This is a genomic window from Streptomyces sp. NPDC057249, assembly GCF_042669245.1.
In the GTDB taxonomy this organism is placed as follows: Bacteria; Actinomycetota; Actinomycetes; order Streptomycetales; family Streptomycetaceae; genus Streptomyces.
The window spans coordinates 35,239-54,821 of sequence record NZ_JBHUXS010000011.1; the positions used below are offsets into that span (position 1 = coordinate 35,239).

Here is a 19,583-nt window from a genome sequence, read left to right on the forward strand (position 1 = left end):
GGGTCAGATCAGGTGGGCGCGCTGGTAGAAGAACAGGGCCGGCTTCGTCAGCAGACGGGCCGACGACAGGAACTCCATCAGTCCCGAACAGCTCGACCGCATCAGGGACTTGTGGTGCTCGTTGGTCTTCGCCTCGGCCCGCGCCCGGGCGCCGTCCAGGCCGGCGTTCACGTAGACGTCCCGGTTCACCATGCTGGTGACGATGTAGTACGAGGCGATGGCGACGACGAGCGCGTTGAGGTGGCGGCGCACCGGGCCCGCGTCGCGCAGGCGCTTGCGCGTCTCGTCGCGGGCGAACTTCATGTGGCGGGACTCCTCCACCACGTGGATGTTGTTGATCGTGCGGACGAACGGCGCGACGCGCTCGTCGCGCATCCAGTCGCGCTGCATCACGTCGAGTACCTCCTCCGCCACGAGGATCGCCGCGTACGCCGCTTCGCCGAAGGCCAGGGTCTTGAAGGCGCGGCCCAGTTCGAGCACCGGGCGGCGCGGCCGGTACGCCGGCGCGCCCAGCTTCGCCGCGCCCCGGGCGAACATGATCGAGTGCCGGCACTCGTCGGCGACCTCGGTCAGGGCCCACTGGAAGCGCGGGTCGGTCGGGTCCTTGGCGTACATGTCGCGCAGCACCATCTGCTGGAGGATCATCTCGAACCAGATGCCGGTGCTGGCGACCGATGCGGCCTCCTGGCGGGTCAGCGCCTTGCGCTGACTTTCCGTCAACTCGCCCCAGTATGCGGTTCCGTAGAGCGTGCTCCACTCGGGGCTCGCGCCGTGGTGGTCCGTGTCCAGGGGGGTGTTCCAGTCCACCTCGGTGGCGGGGTCGTAGGAGAGCTTCGCGGACGAATCGAGCAGGCGCCGGGCGACGTCCTGCTCGGCGGCCCGGTCCTGGTCCTCCGGCCGAACGGTGCTGCTTGCCATGCTGCGGCTCCTTGACTGAGAGATCGACCCGGCGCCGTCCGGCCCTCATCGCGTACCGGCCCGATGAGATCGCCGGCCTCGGACGCCGCCCTCGCTTGTTAGACGCGGCGTCTAGCAAGCTGTTAGACGGAAGGTATAGCAAGAGGCGCGCGCTCACTACCCCCGCGTAGGAAATATGTGCGTTCTCTCCACGGGACGGGCGCGCCCGTGGGGCCGGCGCGGGACGCCGCGGGGCCTTGTCCGGGAATCGGGGCCGGGGGACGATGGCGGTCTGCCGCGGCCCGGCGCCGCCGCCCCGGCCCGCCGACCTCGGGGAGCGTCATGGTCATCGCCGCCGTCTACTTCGTCGCCGCCGCGATCGCGGCCGTGGTCTTCGCCAGGGCTCTCGACCGGCAGGCGGAGGGGCCCCGGCTGAGGGCCGCGTGGGCCGGGCGCACCGCCGAGGGGCGGTGCGCGGGGGTGCGCACGGAGGAGGCGCGGGACGCCGAGGGGGCCCCGGTCGTCCTCTCGTACGCCACCCTGGAGTTCCGCACGGAGGCCGGCCGGACCGTCGTCTTCGAGGAGCATCGAAGCCGAATCGACATCGCGGAGGGCGATGCCGTGACCGTGTACTACGCCGCCGGCGCGCCCGAGTCCGCGACCGCCCGAGTGCCCTCCTTCGGGGTCCGCCGGGTCAGGGAACTGGTGATCGGGGCCGGCTGCGCCGTCGCCCTGGTGACGGCGGGGGTCCTCGCGGCGGTGCTCTGAGCCGCCCGCGCGCGGGTGAACGCCCGTCATCCGTCCGCATCCGAGGTCCTTGTCCAGCTGGCTGCCCGGCCGGGGAAGGGCCTCCCGGCCGTTACGGCACGATTGGGCCGGGAACGCCCCAGTGTTGACGTGCCCAAATCAAGAAAGCGTCGTCTTTCCGCGTTCACATCCTTGTACTCGCAGTCTTGGCGCCCCTATCCTCGCCAACCAGAAAGCGCTTTCCATCTCTCTTCGACGAATGGGAACGAACATGAGGCGACCAGTCGCACTGAGACTGTCTGCGGCGCTGTCCACGATGGCCCTGGCGGCCGCGGCCGGAGCGGTCCTGACGATGCCCGAGGCATCCGCCGCCGTCGCGGGCGGCGCCACCGGCTACGCGAGCCAGAACGGCGGCACCACCGGCGGCGCGGGCGGGCAGACCGTCCGGGCCACCACCGGGACCCAGATCCACCAGGCCCTGTGCGGCCGGGCCAGCAGCAGCACCCGATCATCATCGAGGTCGAGGGCACCATCAACCACGCCAACACCGCCAAGGTGTCCGGCGACAGCTGCAACACGGCGGCCGGCGTCATCGAGCTCAAACAGATCAGCAACGTCACCCTCGTCGGCGTCGGAAGCGGGGCCGTCTTCGACCAACTGGGCATCCACATACGCCAGTCGAGCAACATCATCATCCAGAACGTGACCGTCAAGAACGTCAAGAAGTCCGGCTCGCCCACGTCCAACGGCGGCGACGCCATCGGCATGGAGAGCGACGTCCGCAACGTCTGGGTCGACCACGCCACCCTGGAGGCGTCCGGTGGCGAGGACGACGGGTTCGACGGCCTCTTCGACATGAAGGACAACACCCAGTACGTGACGCTGTCCTACAGCACCCTGCGCAACTCCGGCCGCGGCGGCCTCATCGGTTCCAGCGAGACCCAGCTCGACAACGGCTACGTCACGTTCCACCACAACCTGTACGAGAACGTCGACTCCCGCACACCGCTGCTGCGCGGCGGCACCGCCCACATCTACAACAACTACTACGTGAAGCTGAACAAGTCCGGGATCAACTCCCGGGCCGGCGCCCACGCCAAGGTGGACAACAACTACTTCAAGGACTCCAAGGACGTCCTGGGCACCTTCTACACCGACGCCGCCGGGTACTGGCAGGTCAGCGGCAACACCTTCGACAACATCACCTGGTCCGAGCCCGGCGAGGAGAACCACCCGGCCGGCCCCAACCCGCAGTCCAACACCTCGATCAGCATCCCCTACGCGTACACCCTCGACGACTCCTCCTGCGTGCCGGCCATCGTGACCAGCACGGCCGGAGCCGGCAAGGGGCTCAAGGTCTCGGACGGCGACTGCTCCACCACGACCCCGACGCCGGACCCGACCGACCCCACCCCGGACCCGACCGACCCGACGCCGGACCCGACCGACCCGACCACGCCCACCGGCACCAACCTCAGCCTCGGCGCGGGCTCGGACGGCTCCAGCAAGGCGAGCGGAACCAGCTACGGCAACGTGCGCGACGGTGACCTGAGCACCTACTGGTCACCCGCCGGCACCACCGGCTCCGTCTCCATCAAGTGGGGCTCGGCCACCACCGTCTCCGCTGTCGACATCCGCGAGGCGGCGGGCGCCCAGGGCGTCATCGGTTCCTGGCGGCTGCTGGACGCCGACACCGGCGCGGTCCTCAAGACCGGCAGCGGAGCCGGTGCGATCGCCATCCCGGCCACCTCGCTGCGCAAGATCACCTTCGAGATCACCTCGGCCAGCGGCACTCCGAGGATCGCCGAGTTCGAGACGTACGCCGGATAGCGGCCCCTCCCGCACAGCCGGGCCGGTCCGGGGAGCACACCCTCCCCCGACCGGCCCTCCACACATGAGTACCGCCCGGCGGGCAATCCGCACCGTATGAAACGGACACCACACCCCGGCACCGGCAGGGAAGAACACCACCACGGCGGCGACGGACCCGCACCGGAGACGGGCCCCGGCGAGGAGGTGGAGGAGCGGGCCCCCGACGAGCCCAGCCAGCTGAGCGGCCGGTCCTGGCTCGCCGTACTGCGCGCCACCGCGCGGGAGTTCAAGGACGACGAACTGGCCGACCGGGCCGCCGCGCTCACGTACTACGGAGTCCTGTCGCAATTCCCGGCGCTGCTGGTCCTGGTGTCCCTACTGGGCATCGCGGGGGAGTCCGCCACCCGGCGGGTCCTGGACAACCTCCGCGAACTGGCGCCCGGCTCGGCCCGCGACATCCTCACCGACGCGGTGAGCCGGCTTCAGGACCACGCCGGAGTCGGGTCCGTCATGGCCGTCGTCGGCCTGGTGGTGGCCGTCTGGTCCGCCTCCGGCTACATCGCCGCGTTCATCCGCACCTCGAACGCCGTCTACGACCTGCCCGAGGGCCGGCCGGTCTGGAAGATCCTGCCCCTGCGCCTCGCGCTCACCGTCACGCTGATGGTCCTCGCCTGCGCCAGCGCCCTCATCGTCGTCTTCTCGGGTGCCCTCGCCCGGCAGGCGGGCACCGCCCTCGGAATCGGCGACACCGCGCTGACCGTGTGGTCCATCGCCAAATGGCCGGTCCTGGTCCTTCTGGTCATCCTCATGATCGCGCTCCTGTACTGGGCCGCCCCCAACGCCAAGGGGCACGGCTTCCGGTGGATCACCCCCGGCAGTCTGCTGGCGATGCTCATCTGGCTGGCCGCCTCCGCCGGCTTCGCGTTCTACGTCACGAACTTCGCCTCGTACAGCAGGACCTACGGCGCCCTTGCGGGCGTCGTCGTGTTCCTCGTATGGCTGTGGATCACCAACCTCGCGATCCTGCTCGGCCTGGAATTCGACGCCGAGATGGCCCGCCGGCGCGCCATCGCCGGCGGTCTGCCCGAGGACGAGGAGCCGTACGTGGCGCCCCGCGACACCCGTGCCTGGAGCGAGGAGGAGCGCCGCCGGATGGAGGATTGACCGGGGGTGTTCCGCCGATCACCGGGTACGCGTGCCGGGACCGACACACGCGCCGCTGCGCCGGACGGATGGGCGCGGCCCGCGATTCGGACGATCGAGGAAGGCAAGGTGACCTCGTATGCGCACCATGGAGCGTCAGGCCCACGGCACCGACGAGTCGGTGAACGTGCTGGTCTCGCGTGCCTCGCAGCAGATCTCGGAGCTGGTCCGGGAGGAGATGCGGCTCGCCCGGGCGGAAATGACCGAGAAGGGCAAGCGGTACGGCAAGGGCGGCGGCCTCTTCGGCGCAGCCGGCCTGCTGGGCTTCCTGACGGCCCAGGCCCTGGTGGCGACGTGCATCGTCGCCCTCGCACTGGTGCTGCCGGTGTGGGCGGCGGCCCTCGTCGTCACGGCGGTGCTGGCGGCCGCGGCCGCCGTCGCCGCCCTGGCAGGGAAGCGGCAGATCACCGAGGCCGGGACGCCGGCACCCGAGCAGACCATCGACAGCGTCAAGGCCGATGTGGCAGAGATCAAGGAAAAGGCACACCGATGAGCGACACACACCGGACCGACAACGAAAACCCCACCCCCGACGACCTGCGCAGGCAGGTCGAGCACACCCGTGACGAACTCGGGATGACCGTCGAGGCGCTGGCCGCCAAGGCCGACGTCAAGGCGCAGGCGAAGGAGAGGACGGCCGCTGTGAAGCAGCAGACCGCGGAGAAGGCCGCCCTGGCCACCGGCCAGGTGCGCGACAAGGCGGCACTCGTCGCCCAGCAGCTCAAGGAGCGCACCCCGGACCCCGTCCTGGAGAAGACGCTCCAGGCCGCCGCCCAGGTACGCGAGAGCGCGGTCAAGGCCGGACAGTACGCGGCGGACAAGGCGCCCGAGCCCCTGCGGGAGACCGCCGGCCAGGCGGCCACCGCGGCCCGCGCCAACCGCACCCCGCTCCTCGCGGCCGGTGCGCTGATCGCCGCCGTCCTCCTGGTCCGCCGCAGCCGGGGCCACCGCCGGTGAACGCGGCCAAGATCGCGTACAAGCCCGTCGCGCTCGTGCTCGGCGCCGCCGGCGGCATGCTCGCGGGGATGGCGTTCAAGCAGGTCTGGAAGGTCATCGAGGGCGAGGGCGACGCCCCGGACGCCATGGACGAGGACCGCCGGTGGCGGGAGATCCTGCTCGCCGCGGCCGTTCAGGGCGCGATCTTCGCCGTGGTCAAGGCGGCGATAGAGCGTTCCGGCGCGGTGACCACCCGCCGCCTCACCGGCAGCTGGCCGGGCTGACGCCGCGCCGCGGCGAGGGAGACGGCGGGCGCCGGACCACCGGCGCCCGCCGTGAGCGGGCGAACCGGGCGGTCATCGGGGAACGTGGATCACATGACTCCTTCGCAGACCCCGGACCCGGATCCGGAACCCCGTGAGACCACAGGACTGGAACCGGGCGGCGGAGTGCCGCCCGGAGAGACCCCGCCCGCCGAGAGCGGCCTGTCGGGGGCGGGGCCCCAGGACACCACCTACAACCCGCCGAAGGGCTGGGCCAAGGTCCCGATGGCCCTGATCATCGGCGTGACGCTCCTCATCGCGGCGTTCTTCCTGGTGTACGCCATCATCCTGCTGCTCTGACCCGGGGGAGGGGCGACCCGAACGGCCGGGGGAGGGGCGACCCGAACGCCCGGGGGAGGGGCGACCCGAACGCCCGGGGGAGGGGCGACCCGAACGGCCGAACCCGCGCGGAGCGGGGAGGCCGTGTCCGTGCGCCCGCACCGGCGGCCCGCCCTGCCGGGTGCGCAAACCTCGCATAACTTGGTGAAAAGGCGCATACGTACACGTTCCGAAGGAGTCGACGCACGTGACGGACGTATCGAGCAGGGGCCCCGCTGCCGGGGACGGGCGGGAGACGCTCACCAACCGGCAGGGCCATCCCGTCCACGACAACCAGAACCAGCGCACCGTCGGCGCCCGCGGCCCGGCCACGCTGGAGAACTACCAGTTCCTGGAGAAGATCAGCCACTTCGACCGCGAGCGGATTCCCGAGCGCGTCGTGCACGCCCGGGGCGTGACCGCGTACGGATACTTCGAGGCGTACGGCGCCTTCGGCGACGAGCCCATCGCCCGCTTCACCCGCGCCAGGCTCTTCCAGGAGCGCGGCAAGCGCACGGATGTCGCGGTGCGCTTCTCCACCGTCATCGGCGGCCGGGACTCCTCCGAGGCGGCGCGCGACCCGCGCGGTTTCGCGGTGAAGTTCTACACCGAAGACGGCAACTGGGATCTCGTCGGCAACAACCTGGGGATCTTCTTCATCCGGGACGCGATCAAGTTCCCGGACGTGATCCACGCGCTCAAGCCGGACCCCGTCACGTTCGAGCAGCAGCCGCGGCGCATCTTCGACTTCATGTCGCAGACGCCCGAGTCCATGCACATGCTGGTCAACCTGTTCAGCCCGCGCGGCATCCCGGCGGACTACCGCCACATGCAGGGCTTCGGGGTCAACACGTACAAGTGGGTCAACGAGTCCGGCGAGTCGTTCCTCGTGAAGTACCACTGGATGCCCAAGGCGGGCGTGCGCAGCATGACCGAGGAGGACGCGGCCAATGTACAGGCCGACAGCCTCGGCCACGCCACGAAGGACCTGTACGAGGCGGTGGGGCGCGGCGCCCATCCGGAGTGGGAGCTGCTCGTCCAGCTGATGGACGACCACGACCATCCGGAGCTGGACTTCGACCCGCTGGACGACACCAAGACCTGGCCCGAGCAGGACTTCCCGCCCAAGGCGGTCGGCCGGATGGTCCTCGACCGGATGCCGGAGAACTACTTCGCCGAGAACGACCAGATCTCCTTCGGCACCGGTGTGCTGGTGGACGGGCTCGACTTCTCCGACGACAAGATGCTGGTGGGCCGGACCTTCTCGTACAGCGACACCCAGCGCTACCGCGTCGGCCCCAACTACCTGCAACTGCCGGTCAACCAGGCCAAGAACGCCCCCGTGCGCACCAACCAGCGCGACGGTCTGATGACCTACCACGTGGACGGCGGCGGCGGGAACCCGATCGTCAACTACGAGCCGTCCATCACGGGCGGTCTGCGGGAGGCGCAGTACCCCACGCACGACGAGGTGGGGCCCGAGGTGCGCGGCCGGCTCACCCGCAAGCGCATCCCCCGGACCAACGACTACCTCCAGGCCGGGCAGCGCTACCTCCTGATGGAGCAGTGGGAGCGCGACGACCTCGTGCACAACCTCGTCAACCTGCTCTCGCAGTGCGACCGGCCGGTCCAGGAGCGGATGGTCTGGCACTTCCTGCTCGTGGAGAACGAACTCGGCCTCAAGATCGGCGAAGGTCTCCGCATCACTCCCGCCGACGTCAAGGGCCTGGAGCCGCTGCCCGGCCAGACCCTCACCGACGAGGACCGGCTGCGCCTCTCCCGCCTCGGCGACAACCCGCCGCGCGACGTCACCGGTCTGACCATGACCCACTGCGTCCCCGACGAACGCCACGTCGTCACCCGCTGACGCCACCGGCCCTCCCGCGAGTCCGCCGCGGGAGGGCCGGTCCGTTGCCGTACGGCTCAGCGCCTCAGCGTCAGCAGGCCGGGGCGGTAGGGCAGGAGGCCGTAGTCACCGCCGGACTGGGGGCTGCGGCCCTGGTAGAGCAGTTGCAGGTTGCAGGGGTCGACGGTCATGGTCTGGTCGGGGCCGGTGCGGATCAGTTCGCCGTGACTGATGTCGTTGGTCCAGGTGGCACCGCTGTTGGCCTTGCCGGCGAAGGGGTTGCTCTCGGTCGCGGCCTGCGGAGTCCACGTGCCGTTGAGGCTGGTGGCCGTGAACGAACGGAAGTAGCGGCCCTGGGAGCCGATCGCCTCGACGATCATGAGGTAGCGGTTCTGGCCCTTCAGCTTGTACACCTGCGGGGCCTCGAACAGGTTGTTCGTCGAGTCGCTCATGATCACGGTCGACGACGAGCCGAAGCTGCCCGGGAAGTTCCCGATCGGCATGCTCGCCCGGTAGATCTTCCCGTTGTCACCGGCGAAGAACAGGTACATGTTCGACCCGTCACCGATGAGCGTCTGGTCGATGGGTCCCGTTCCGGAGCCGCTGATGCTCCCGGAGAAGAGCGTCTGCGGGGCCGACCAGCCGTTGGCGTTGGCGGGGTCGTTCGACGTCCGGTACGAGAAGGCGGTCGCGCCCCACTGGTAGGTGAGCACCCAGATGTTCTTCGGCGCGAAGTAGAAGAGCGTGGGCGCGACGGTCGCGGAGGACATCGCGTTCTGCCCGGCCGACGCCATGTCCGGCCAGTCGTCGAACAGGCTGAAGTTCATGGACCCCCAGCTCGACCCCAGGTCGTGCGTGGTCGCGTAGACGAGCTGCTTGCCGTTGTACGGGACGACGGTGAAGTCCTTCAGCGAGGCCCAGCCCGACCGGGGCTGCGCCAGTGCGCCCGTGGAGCTCCAGCGGTACGAGGACGGGAGCTCACAGGTACCGGTGCCGGGGTTCTCGTCGCCGACCTTCACCAGCTTCCACTGCTGGTTGGCGCCGCCCCAGTCGTCGTACTGCACGATGTTCGCGCCGTCCGCGGTGGAGGCGCCCTGCACTTCGAGGGCCTTGCCGCTGTGGCGCGAGATCAGCCGCACGTAGCCGTCACTGCTGTCGGCCAGCCGCCACTGCTGGTTGGCGGCGTTCAGGTCCGACCACTGGACGATCGAGCCGCCGTTCGCGGTCGACCAGTTGTAGACGTCCAGCACCTTGCCCGAGTGGCGGGACCTGACGCGGTAGTAGCCGTCGCCGGAATCGACGAACTGCCACTGCTGCTGGGCCTGGTCGTTCCGGGACCACTGGGTGATGCGCGCACCGTCGCCGGTCGCCAGGTTGTACACGTCCAGGGCCTTGCCGCTGTTGCGGTTGACCAGGACGTACGAGGCGTTGGAGTCGACGGTCGCGGCGGCCGCCGGCTCGGCGCCGATGAAGGTGGCGACGAGCAACAAGGGTGCCAGGACGGCCAGGAGGCGTCCTCGACGGAAGGGGAAGGGAAGGCGGAACCGCATCTGGGGGACCTCCTGGGAGCAGGGATGCGAGAGCGCAGGGCAGCGCCGAAACATTTCGAACATGGCCCTGTGCGTGGTGCCACAAGCTAGAAATGTTAACGCTCACAGTCAAGGTGTTCGGCGGATTCTCTCGCCAGGAAATCGACTTCGTCGCTTTCGAAATATTTCGATCGTTCCTCAGAAACATTCTTGGTGCGAGGTATTGACGATCCACTGTCAAACCCTCAATCATCCGTTCCTGAGCGGGCCATGCGGTCCGCCGCGCTCCGGTCCTTCCGCGTTTCCCCTACCGAGGAGGCACAGCCATGGGCTCCTACGCCCTTCCGAGATCCGCTCTCAGCCGGCCACTCCGCGCACTGCTCCCGGCACTGCTCGTCGGCGTCCTGGGCGCGTCCGCCGCGCTGGTCGCACCGTCGGACGCGCACGCCGCCGAGAACACGCTCGGTGCCGCCGCTGCGCAGAGCGGGCGCTACTTCGGCACCGCCATCGCCTCGGGCAAGCTCGGCGACTCGGCGTACACCTCCATCGCCTCCCGCGAGTTCAACATGGTGACCGCCGAGAACGAGATGAAGATCGACGCGACCGAGCCCCAGCGGGGTCAGTTCAACTTCAGCTCGGCCGACCGCGTGTACAACTGGGCGGTGCAGAACGGCAAGAAGGTGCGCGGCCACACCCTGGCCTGGCACTCCCAGCAGCCCGGCTGGATGCAGAGCCTCAGCGGCAGCACCCTGCGCCAGGCGATGGTCGACCACATCAACGGTGTGATGGGCCACTACAAGGGCAAGATCGCCCAGTGGGACGTCGTGAACGAGGCGTTCGCCGACGGCAGTTCGGGCGCCCGCCGGGACTCCAACCTCCAGCGCACCGGCAACGACTGGATCGAGGTGGCCTTCCGCGCCGCGCGCGCCGCCGACCCGAGCGCCAAGCTCTGTTACAACGACTACAACGTCGAGAACTGGACCTGGGCGAAGACCCAGGCGATGTACAACATGGTCAAGGACTTCAAGCAGCGCGGCGTGCCGATCGACTGCGTCGGCTTCCAGTCGCACTTCAACAGCGGCAGCCCGTACAACAGCAACTTCCGCACCACCCTGCAGAACTTCGCCGCCCTCGGCGTGGACGTCGCCATCACCGAACTCGACATCCAGGGAGCCTCGGGTTCGACCTACGCCAGCGTCGTCAACGACTGCCTGGCCGTCTCGCGCTGCCTCGGCATCACCGTCTGGGGCGTACGCGACAGCGACTCCTGGCGGTCCGGCGACACCCCGCTGCTGTTCAACAACGACGGCAGCAAGAAGGCCGCCTACACCTCCGTCCTGAACGCACTCAACAGCGGCTCGTCCACCGACCCCGGTGACGGCGACGGCGACGGTGACGGCGGCGAAGAGGGCGGGCAGAGCGGACAGCTCAAGGGCGTCGGCTCCGGCCGCTGCGTGGACGTGCCCAACTCCAGTACGTCGGACGGCACCACGGTCCAGCTCTACGACTGCCACAACGCCACCAACCAGAAGTGGGAGCGCACCTCCGCCGGTGAGCTGCGGGTCTACGGCAACAAGTGCCTGGACGCCGCGGGCAGCGGCAACGGTGCCAAGATCCAGATCTACAGCTGCTGGGGCGGCGACAACCAGAAGTGGCGCCTCAACTCCGACGGGACCATCGTCGGCGTGCAGTCCGGACTCTGCCTCGACGCCGTGGGCGCCGGCACCGCCAACGGTACGCAGCTCCAGCTCTACTCCTGCGCGAACGGCAGCAACCAGCGCTGGACGCTGTCGTCCTGACCCGGTCCGCCGCTGTCCTCCTCCCCGGCCGGGACAGCGCTGACCGTCCAGAGGGCCGCCGCCGTCTCGGCGGCGGCCCGCGCACGGCTCCGGAGCGGTCGAAGGGAAGACCTCGCACGTGCACACGTACCACAACCCGGTCATCAGCGGGTTCCACCCCGATCCGAGCGTCTGCCGGGTCGGCGACGACTACTACCTGGTGTGTTCCAGCTTCGAGTACTTCCCCGGGCTGCCGCTCCACCACAGCAAGGACCTGGTGCACTGGGAGCACATCGGCAACGTCCTCGACCGGCCCGGTCAACTCCCGTTGCCCCTCCCCGGAGCCAAGGCGTCCGGCGGCCTGTACGCCCCCACCATCCGGCACCACGGGGGCCGCTACTGGGTCGTCAACACCAACATCGACGGCGGCGGCAACTTCGTCGTCTCCGCGCAGCGGCCCGAGGGGCCGTGGAGCGACCCGGTGTGGATGGACCTGACCGGGATCGACCCCGACCTCGCGTGGGAGGAGGACGGCACCTGCTGGTGCGCCTTCTCCGGCCCCGCCGGGGGCATCAACATGGCCCGCGTCGACCCGGTCACGGGCGAGGTGCTGGAGGGGCCCTTCCCCACCTGGTCGGGCAGCGGGCTCAAGTTCCCCGAGGCACCGCACCTCTACCGCATCGGCGACTGGTGGTACCTGCTGATCGCGGAAGGCGGCACGGAACGCGGCCACAGCGTGTCCGTCGCCCGCAGCCGCTCGCCGCGCGGCCCCTGGGAGGGCGCACCCGCCAACCCGCTGCTGTCCCACAGCGGGACCGCCCGCGCCATTCAGAACACCGGCCACGGGGACCTGGTGGAGGCTCCGGACGGCAGTTGGTGGATGGTGCTGCTCGGCGTCCGCCCACGTGGCTTCACCCCCGACGTGCACGTGCTCGGCCGCGAGACGTACCTGACGCCCGTGGAGTGGGACGACGAGGGCTGGCCCGTGGTCGCCCCCGTCCCGGAGAGCCACGCGGCCCCGGCCGGCGCCTGGCACCCCGTCCCGCCCCCGCCCGCCCGCGACGACTTCGACGGGCCCGCTCTGGCACCCCACTGGATCTCGCCGTTCGCCCGCCCCCAGGCGTCCTGGTCCCTCGCCGAGCGCCCCGGCCTGCTCGTCCTCAGGGCCACCGGCCCCACCCTCGACCGCCCCGGGTACACCTTCGTGGGCCGTCGCCAGCAGCACCACGACTGCCGGGTCACCGCCCTGATCGACCCCGGCACCGGCCGTGGCGGTCTCTGCGTGCGCCTGGACGAGGCCCACCACTACGAGGTGGAGGCCGGCGACGGCGAGGTCTCCGTCATCGCCCGCATCGGACCCCTGCGCCAGACCCTGGCCCGCAGGCCCGCCGCCGGGCCACTGCCCCTCACCGTGACGATCCGTACCCACGACCTCGTTCCCGCGTCGCCCCACCTCACGGACGGCGGCACCACGGGCCCCGACACCATCGCCTTCTGGCTCGGCGATCCCGAAGCGCCGGACGCCCGGCCGCTCGCCGAACTGGACGGGCGCTACCTGTCCACCGAGGTCGCCTGCGGTTTCACCGGCCGGGTGATCGGCATGTACGCCACCCGGGGCTCGGTCGCCTTCGACTGGTACGAGTACGTCCCGGACCCGCCGCCGTCCGCATGAGCCCCGCGCGCCGCCCGCAGCGGCCTTCGGCCCGCCGAGGACCCCCGGGCGGGTTGGGCTAACCTTTTCCCATGCCGCCTCGACCAGCCGGATCGCGCCCCACCCTGGCCTCGGTGGCCAAGACCGCCGGTACGAGCGTCCCGACGGTGTCCAAGGTGCTGCGAGGCGGCACGGACGTCTCGGCGGAGACCCGCGCGAAGGTCATGGAGGCCGTGCGGGCCGTCGGCTACACCCGCCGGGCCGGGTCCAAGAGCGAGAAGGGGCGGGACGACAGCGGCGGTCTGTCCCACGTACTCGACCTGGTGGTCACCCACTTCGAGGGATCGTGGGCGAACCTGCTGATCGCCGGTGTCGGACGGGAGGCGGCGGCAGCGGGGCTCGACGTCGTCCTGACCCTCGCGCAGCCGCAGGGCGACTGGGTGTCACGGCTGCTGCGAAGGCGCACCATCGGAGTGATCGGGACGCTGGTCGACCCCGCGTCCCAGCAGTTCGGCGCACTCTTCGCCGCAGGCGTTCCGGTCGTACTGATCGATCCCATGAGCACACCCCCCTCCGGGGTGGCGAGTGTCGGAGTGGCCAACTGGGAAGGTGGCCGCATGGCGGGCGAACACCTCCTGTCGCTCGGGCACGAGCGGATGGGCGTGGTCGCCGGCCATGCCCGCCATCTCTTCAGCAGGGCGCGCGTCGACGGTTTCCGCGCCGCCGCCGACACCACCACCGCCGGCAGTGCCACGGTCTCGGTGGCCCACGGTGCGTGGAACCGGGCGAAGGCGGCGACCGCCACCCATGCCCTGCTCGACGGCGACCCGGGGATCACCGGGATCTTCGCCTGCGCCGACTCCATGGCACTCGGCGTCTACGACGCACTGGCGGCCCGTGGTCTGCGCATCCCGGAGGACATCAGCGTCATCGGCTTCGACGACCTGCCCGAGGCGCAGTACATCACCCCGGGCCTGACGACCGTCCGGCAGCCGAGTACCGCATTGGGCGCCGCAGCCGTGAAGCTGCTCATCGAGCTCTCCCGGGGCGAGGACGGGGGCGCGCGATCACCGGCACGCATGGAGCTGGCCACGGAGCTGGTCGTCCGGGCCTCCACCGGTCCCGTCCCGGCCGTCGCGCCGTCGCCCCGCTGACCCGGACGGGCAGCCGGGTCCGGCGCGCGTCCCCGTCCACGTCCCCGTCCGCTCAGGACGGTGCAGGCAGCACGACCTGGAGGACGAGGCGGCTCGGACGGGCCGCGCCATGACGGATCGTGTACACCGCGACGACGGGCTCCGCCCGCCCGGCCGGATCGAAGACGTTTCCTCCGACGCCCCAGCGCGGTGACGAACTCGGTGCGACATCGACGCGCACCCGGTGGCCCGGCGAGAACGTGTGCGCCGTGGACCAGAGATCGATGACGAACTCGTGATCCCGGCCCGGCTCCAACGGCCGTCTCTCGCCCACGCCCGTGACCGGGTCCACGGACCGTGCCGACCCGCGCTGCACCCCGTCGGCGACGACGCGGCTGACCCCGTCCGGGCCCTCGTCGCACAGTCGTACGACCACGTCCGCGTCATTCCCCGTGGTCGTGAGGTGCACGACGGCGCGGACCGCGCCCATCACGGTGAGCTCTCCGGTGAGCGGTGCGGTGCGCCAGGAGAGCACGTCCTCCCGCGCCTCGATCGCCGTCTGATCGGCGGGCCCGGCTCCGAACGGCCCGAAGAGGAGCACCGGTCCGCCGCACGTGGGCACGGGGGACGCCGGGTCGCTCGTCAGCCGCCGTTCGCCGGACCCGGCCGCCGCCTCCGTCGTCAGCGTGCCTTCCGCGTTCAGGTACAGCTCCAGCGTCCGGGTGCCGGGCGGAGGGAACTCCTCCAGCCCGATCCACCGGTTCGTGCCCATGAGGAACACCCGCACCGGCGGCACGTCCGCCGTGGCAGCGCGCAGAGTGGCGTCGAACCACAGCACGTGCTGGGTGGTGAGGTCCCCGTGGCCGCCGAGATCGTCGGCGGACGCCCCCGGTCCGAAGTCCGCTCCGGCGGCCCGGCCCGAGAAGTCGTCGTGCGTCCAGGGGCCGACCAGCAGGCGGGGGGCCGGCCCGCCGGTGTCCTTCGCGCGGCGCAGCAGGCGCCGGTGGAGTTCGAGGGTCGGGCCGAGGAAGACGTCGAACCATCCGCCGATCAGGAGGACCGGTACGTCGACCGCGTCGATCCGGTCGACGACCTTCCCCTCCCGATGACGCTCCGACCCGAGCGGCTCCCGCAGCAGCTCCAGGCCCCACGCGACGATCGCCTCGGCGTCCTGCCCGGCGTGCGGGGCCCCGGCCCGGAACGCCGAACGGTCCGTGAGCGCCCGCTCGGTGGCCTCCCACCGCTCGGTCTCGGCTGCCCGCTCCGGTACGGAACCGATGCGCGCGATCAGGTCCGGGGCGATCGCGTAGTGGGTCCACGCCAGGGTGCTGCCGATCTCCGGCACCCCGCCGCGGAACCGGAAACCGTCGAGCGCCGACAGCGCCGGTGTCATGGCCGGGGCGACCGCCCGCAGCGCCGGTGCGCCGCCGAGCAGGGCGGCGAACTGGGTGTCCGAGGCGTAGGAGGCGCCCCACATCCCGACGGTGCCGTCGCATTCGGGAAGCGCCGCGAGCCACGCCACGGCGTCCGCGCCGTCGTCCACCTCCTGCGCACAGGGGACGAACACCCCCTCGGAGCCGAAGCGGCCCCGGACGTCCTGGAGCGCCACGAGGTATCCGGCCGCGACGAGTCGCCCGACGTCGAGCATTCCGTCGCGTTCCTCGCGGCCGACGTCGTACGGGTGACGGGTCAGCAGAGCGGGCCACGGCCCAGGTCCGTGCGGGACGAGCAGCAGGGTGCGCAGACGCGTCCCGTCGCGCAACGTGCAAGTCGTCTCGCGGCGTTCGGCGATCCGGCCCGCCGGCTCGTCCGCGGGGCCGCTGTCCCGGGGACCGGTCCGCCCCCGAGCCGCGCTCGTGCCGTCGCTCACCGCAGGGCGACCGCCGTCCAGGAGGTCGGCGGCAGCTCGATGGTGAGCAGGCCGTCGGCGAGCGCCGCGCCGGTGTTCGCGACCGGGGTCACGCGGTCCGGGTGGGCGAGCGTGTTCCTCGCGTACACGTCGGAGTCGGCGAGGGTCACCGCCTCGGTGACGCGTGAGTGGCCGAGGCCGCGCACGTTCACCGTGACCTGGGCCGCCTCCGCGATGTCGCGGTTGACGAGGAAGATCGCGGCCCGGTCCTCGCCGGCGGTCGCGACGGCGTCGACGACGGGCGCCTCACCGTAGCGGGCCGTTTCGTACGTCGGCGCGTCGATCAGGGGGCGGAGCACCTCGCCGGTGGCCAGCCGGCTCGTGATCGAGAACGGATAGAAGGTGGTCTGCCGCCAGGCCGGGCCGCCGGGTTCCGTCATGATCGGTGCGATCACGTTGACGAGCTGGGCCAGGGACGCCGAGGTGACGCGGTCGCTGCGGCGCAGAAGTGTCATCAGCAGGTTGCCGACGACCACGGCGTCCGCCACGGTGTAGGTGTCCTCCAGGAGACGGGGTGCGTGCTGCCACTCCTCCTGGATCCTGTCGGATTCCTGGTGCTCCTTGAGGTACCAGACGTTCCACTCGTCGAAGGACACGCCGATCTTCTTGGACGAGCGCTTCTTGTGCCCCACGTGGTCGGCGGTCGCGACGACGGTGTCGATGAAGTAGTCCATGTCGGTCGCCGAGGCGAGGAAGGAGCCGAGGTCGCCGTCGTGCTCCTGGTAGTACGCGTGGCAGGAGACGTAGTCGACGTGGTCGTAGGCGTGCTCCAGTACGGTGCGCTCCCAGTCGCCGAAGGTCGGCATGGCCGATCCGGAGGAGCCGCAGACGACGAGTTCGAGGTCCTTGTCGGCCCGCTTCATGGCGGCGGCGGTGCGGGCGGCCAGCTTGCCGTAGTCGTCCGCCGTCATGAACCCGGTCTGCCAGGGCCCGTCCATCTCGTTGCCGAGGCACCACATGCGTACGCCGTGCGGTTCCGGAGTGCCATGGGCGACGCGCAGGTCCGACAACGTCGTGCCGGACGGGTGGTTGGCGTACTCCAGCAGGTCGAGTGCGGGCAGGATGCCCCGGGTGGCGACGTTGACCGCCAGCATCAGCTCGGAGCCGGTGAGCCTGAGCCATCGGGCGAACTCGTCCAGACCCACCTGGTTGGATTCGAGTGAACGCCAGGCCAGGTCGCGGCGCACCGGCCGCTTCTCGCGCGGGCCGACCGAGTCCTCCCAGCGGAACCCGGAGACGAAGTTGCCGCCCGGGTAGCGGATGGTCGTGCTGCCGAGTTCCCGGACGAGATCGACGACGTCCATGCGGAACCCGTCCGCGTTCGCGCTCGGGTGACCCGGTTCGTAGAGACCGGTGTACACACAACGGCCGAGGTGCTCGACGAACGAGCCGAAGGTGCGGCGCTGGACAGGGGCGACGACGGCCTGCCTGTCGAGTTCGATGTGGGCGCGGGGCAATGCGGCGGTCCTTTCGCGGTGATGGCGCGTGCCGGGCGTCGGCATCGGGCAGCGGCCCGCCCCCGCCGGGATGTGCGGCAGGGGCAGGGCAGGGGGAGGGTCCGGCGTGCCGGATGCCCGCGTCAGCCCTTCACGGCGCCGGTGAGGCCACCGACGATGCGCCTCTCGAATACCGAGAAGAAGATCAGTGCGGGCAGCATGGCGAGTGAGGTGAAGGCGAGGACCTTCGCGGTGTCCGTGGAGTACTGGGAGGTGAAGACCTGGACGCCGAGCGGCAGGGTGTAGTTCGCCTGCGTGTTGAGGATGTACAGGGGCAGGATGTAGTTGTTCCAGCTGCCGACGAATCCGAGGATGCCGACGGTCACCACCCCGGGCAGCGAGAGCGGCAGCACCATGCGGAAGAAGAAACCGAGCCGGCCCAGCCCGTCGATCGCGGCGGCCTCCTCGATCTCGTTGGGGATGGCCCTGAGGAACGGCACGAGGATGATGACGGTCGTCGGCAGGCCGAAGGCGATCTGCGGGATGATCACGCCGAGCAGGCTGTCGACGAGTCCGAGGTCCTTGATGACGAGGTACAGCGGAGTGATCGCGATGACCATGGGGAACATCAAGCCGGCGGCGAACAGGGAGTACATCGCCCCCTTGAGCTTGAAGTCGTAGCGGGCGATGACGAAGCTCACCATCATCCCCGCGGCGACGATGCCGACGGTGCTGGCGATCGCGACGATGAGGGAGTTGGCGAACTCGCCCCAGAAGACGTTCGACGTGAGGATGCCGGTGTAGTTGCCGATCACCCAGGGGTTCGGCAGGCCGGCCGGGTCCGTGGTGATCTGCGAGTTGGAGCGGAATCCGCCCAGCACGATGTAGAGCACCGGTGCGACGCAGACGCCGACGAAGAGCAGTGCGACGAAGTAGACGACGGGGCTGCCCCACTTCTGCGGGGCGTCGCGGCGGCCGGCGGGTGCCGCCGGCTCCGGCGCGGAGGACGTCCGGGAGACGGTGGTCGTCACGCTCATCACACGGTCCCTTCGGTGACGGCGCCCCGGAGGTCGCGGCGCAGGACGAAGCGCTGGTAGATCAGGGCGACGACGAGCGAGATGACGAACATGACCACCGCGACGGCGCTGCCGTAGCCGTAGTTGCCCGCGTTGCGGCCCTGGGCGAGCATGTAGATCGCCATCGTCGAGGTGCCGGTCGTGCCCGAGACGTACGGACCCCAGATGATGTAGACGAGGTCGAACAACTGCAGTGAGCCGATGATCGACAGGAAGGCCCAGATGCGGATCGTCGGCCCCAGCAGCGGCAGCGTGATGCGGCGTTGGATCTGCCAGTAGGTGGCACCGTCGATCTGTGCGGCCTCGAAGATCTCCTCGGGGATCGACTGGAGGCCGGCCAGCATCAGGATCACCGCGAACCCGATGTACTTCCACGTGATGATGGCGATCAGCGTCCAGATGGCCAGGTCCGGGTCGGCGATCCAGTCGGCCGCCAGGGAGCCCAGGCCGATCCGTTCCAGCAGGCCGTTGGCGGCTCCGTTGCTCTGCAGGATCAGGCCCCAGCCGATGCCGACGATGATCTCGGACACGATGTAGGGCACGAAGATCAGGACGCGGATCGCCGAGCGGCCGCGGATCTTCTGGTTGAGCAGCAGCGCGAGGGCGATCGCTATCGGGCCCTGGATGACCAGGGACAGGACGAGCAGCAGACCGTTGTGCCACAGGACGTCGTGGAACGCGGGATCGGTGAGGATCAGCTTGTAGTTGCCCATGCCGACCCAGTCGGTGGGGTCTCCGTAGCCCTTCCACCGGTAGAACCCGTAGTACGCGGCGAGCACGATCGGGAAGATCACGAACGCCAGGAACATGATGATCGCCGGCGCGGACAGGACCGTGATCTCCAGTCGCATCCTGGCACGGCCTCGGCGGCGGGCAGCCGCTCGCGGCGGAGCCGGGGTCGCGGACTTCGCCACACCCCTGGCTCCTCGCGAGCCCTGCGACTGCCGGCCGTGGGCCGGGTCAGCGCCCAGGGTGTCGCTCATGTCTGC

General features: G+C 70.3%; 16 protein-coding genes and 1 pseudogene. 11 read left to right on the forward strand and 6 right to left on the reverse strand.

What is annotated here, in order from left to right:
- Positions 1-3 precede the first annotated feature (3 nt).
- Positions 4-918 (reverse strand): diiron oxygenase, encoded by a 915-nt coding sequence (locus ACFUJY_RS21185; RefSeq protein ID WP_383301777.1) that lies wholly within the window; start codon positions 916-918, stop codon positions 4-6.
- A 321-nt stretch (positions 919-1,239) separates the two neighbouring features.
- On the opposite strand from ACFUJY_RS21185, the gene ACFUJY_RS21190 reads away from it, so the two are divergent.
- From ACFUJY_RS21190 to ACFUJY_RS21225, 8 genes and pseudogenes are all read left to right on the forward strand, one after another.
- Complete coding sequence (locus ACFUJY_RS21190) at positions 1,240-1,665, forward strand: DUF3592 domain-containing protein (protein ID WP_383301780.1); 426 nt, start codon at positions 1,240-1,242, stop codon at positions 1,663-1,665.
- Between the two features lie 250 nt (positions 1,666-1,915).
- Positions 1,916-3,474, forward strand: a pseudogene (locus ACFUJY_RS21195) (polysaccharide lyase family 1 protein).
- Positions 3,475-3,570: 96 nt separating this feature from the next.
- Entirely contained in the window at positions 3,571-4,620 is a 1,050-nt protein-coding gene (locus ACFUJY_RS21200) for a YihY/virulence factor BrkB family protein (RefSeq protein ID WP_383301783.1), read from the forward strand.
- 118 nt (positions 4,621-4,738) lie between these two features.
- On the forward strand, positions 4,739-5,152 hold the full coding sequence (locus ACFUJY_RS21205) for a phage holin family protein (protein ID WP_383301786.1): 414 nt from the start codon (positions 4,739-4,741) through the stop codon (positions 5,150-5,152).
- A complete protein-coding gene (locus ACFUJY_RS21210; RefSeq protein ID WP_383301787.1) occupies positions 5,149-5,616 on the forward strand; it encodes a DUF3618 domain-containing protein in 468 nt (155 codons plus the stop codon). The genes ACFUJY_RS21205 and ACFUJY_RS21210 overlap by 4 nt, the downstream gene beginning before the upstream one ends.
- Complete coding sequence (locus ACFUJY_RS21215) at positions 5,613-5,879, forward strand: DUF4235 domain-containing protein (RefSeq protein ID WP_383301789.1); 267 nt, start codon at positions 5,613-5,615, stop codon at positions 5,877-5,879. Before ACFUJY_RS21210 ends, ACFUJY_RS21215 begins: the two co-directional genes overlap by 4 nt.
- 93 nt (positions 5,880-5,972) lie before the next feature.
- Entirely contained in the window at positions 5,973-6,218 is a 246-nt protein-coding gene (locus tag ACFUJY_RS21220; RefSeq protein WP_383301792.1) for a DUF6480 family protein, read from the forward strand.
- A gap of 226 nt (positions 6,219-6,444) precedes the next feature.
- On the forward strand, positions 6,445-8,103 hold the full coding sequence (locus tag ACFUJY_RS21225) for a catalase (protein WP_383301794.1): 1,659 nt from the start codon (positions 6,445-6,447) through the stop codon (positions 8,101-8,103).
- A 56-nt stretch (positions 8,104-8,159) separates the two neighbouring features.
- Here ACFUJY_RS21225 and ACFUJY_RS21230 read toward each other — a convergent pair whose 3' ends face one another.
- Positions 8,160-9,632 (reverse strand): non-reducing end alpha-L-arabinofuranosidase family hydrolase, encoded by a 1,473-nt coding sequence (locus ACFUJY_RS21230; protein ID WP_383301796.1) that lies wholly within the window; start codon positions 9,630-9,632, stop codon positions 8,160-8,162.
- A 305-nt stretch (positions 9,633-9,937) separates the two neighbouring features.
- Between ACFUJY_RS21230 and ACFUJY_RS21235 the strand changes: the two genes are divergently transcribed.
- The 3 genes from ACFUJY_RS21235 to ACFUJY_RS21245 all read left to right on the forward strand — a co-directional run bounded on the left by ACFUJY_RS21235 (position 9,938) and on the right by ACFUJY_RS21245 (position 14,194).
- Positions 9,938-11,410 carry an endo-1,4-beta-xylanase gene (locus ACFUJY_RS21235; protein ID WP_383301798.1) on the forward strand — a complete coding sequence of 491 codons (1,473 nt, stop codon included), beginning with the start codon at positions 9,938-9,940 and terminating at the stop codon, positions 11,408-11,410.
- A 118-nt stretch (positions 11,411-11,528) separates the two neighbouring features.
- Entirely contained in the window at positions 11,529-13,061 is a 1,533-nt protein-coding gene (locus tag ACFUJY_RS21240; RefSeq protein ID WP_383301799.1) for a glycoside hydrolase family 43 protein, read from the forward strand.
- Positions 13,062-13,132: 71 nt separating this feature from the next.
- Positions 13,133-14,194 carry a LacI family DNA-binding transcriptional regulator gene (locus ACFUJY_RS21245; protein WP_383301802.1) on the forward strand — a complete coding sequence of 354 codons (1,062 nt, stop codon included), beginning with the start codon at positions 13,133-13,135 and terminating at the stop codon, positions 14,192-14,194.
- 52 nt (positions 14,195-14,246) lie between these two features.
- Here ACFUJY_RS21245 and ACFUJY_RS21250 read toward each other — a convergent pair whose 3' ends face one another.
- The 4 genes from ACFUJY_RS21250 to ACFUJY_RS21265 form a co-directional block, all read right to left on the reverse strand.
- Positions 14,247-16,043 (reverse strand): CocE/NonD family hydrolase, encoded by a 1,797-nt coding sequence (locus ACFUJY_RS21250; protein WP_383301805.1) that lies wholly within the window; start codon positions 16,041-16,043, stop codon positions 14,247-14,249.
- The gene (locus ACFUJY_RS21255) at positions 16,040-17,539 is read right to left on the reverse strand and encodes an alpha-N-arabinofuranosidase (protein WP_383301807.1); all 1,500 of its coding nucleotides are present in this window, start codon (positions 17,537-17,539) and stop codon (positions 16,040-16,042) included. Before ACFUJY_RS21255 ends, ACFUJY_RS21250 begins: the two co-directional genes overlap by 4 nt.
- 122 nt (positions 17,540-17,661) lie before the next feature.
- Positions 17,662-18,555: a carbohydrate ABC transporter permease gene (locus ACFUJY_RS21260; protein WP_383301810.1), complete on the reverse strand. Its 894-nt coding sequence runs from the start codon at positions 18,553-18,555 to the stop codon at positions 17,662-17,664.
- On the reverse strand, positions 18,555-19,577 hold the full coding sequence (locus ACFUJY_RS21265; RefSeq protein ID WP_383301812.1) for a carbohydrate ABC transporter permease: 1,023 nt from the start codon (positions 19,575-19,577) through the stop codon (positions 18,555-18,557). Before ACFUJY_RS21265 ends, ACFUJY_RS21260 begins: the two co-directional genes overlap by 1 nt.
- Positions 19,578-19,583 lie beyond the last annotated feature (6 nt).